Raw genomic sequence first — 588 nt, forward strand, 5'->3', positions numbered from 1 at the left:
ACGGTTGTCAGATACGCCGATGATTTTGTAGTCATATCACCAAAACTCGAAATCATTGAACAGTGCAAGATTGCTATCTCCTCATGGTTAAAGCCCATTGGACTCCAACTCAAGCCAGAAAAGACAAGAATCTGTCACACACTTCAAGAAATTGAGGTAAATGGAGAAATGGTCGCACCTGGCTTCGACTTTCTAGGGTTCAATATCAGGCAACACCCAAAAGGGAAGCATACATCCGGGAAAAGTGGAGGGAGGGCCAGTAGACTACTGGGCTTCAAGACCCACATAAAACCGGATAAGGAAGCAATCAAAGCCCACATCGAAAAGGTTAAAGAGGTGATTAAGAAACACAAAACAGCACCTCAATCCGCCCTGATTAAAGAACTCAACCCCATCATCACTGGATGGGCAAGGTATTACTCGGGGGTAGTCTCCAAGGAGATTTTCAGCAAGCTAGATAACATACTCTGGCAACAACTGCGGGCATGGGTAGTGTCACGATGCGGAAACGCCGAATACAAAACGCTCAGAAAATACTACCGAACAGGTATGGCAAAACTGAGTAATGGGGACGAAAGGAAGGATAAG

Annotated in this window: 1 protein-coding gene; it reads left to right on the forward strand. The window is 45.4% G+C overall.

The genetic code is table 11. The features are described from left to right. Window positions 1–588 (forward strand): group II intron maturase-specific domain-containing protein (locus tag AC0QHF_RS10580; RefSeq protein ID WP_324704172.1); only part of this gene is annotated, 588 nt, incomplete at both ends.

Source organism: Lyngbya sp. CCY1209, from assembly GCF_055795065.1.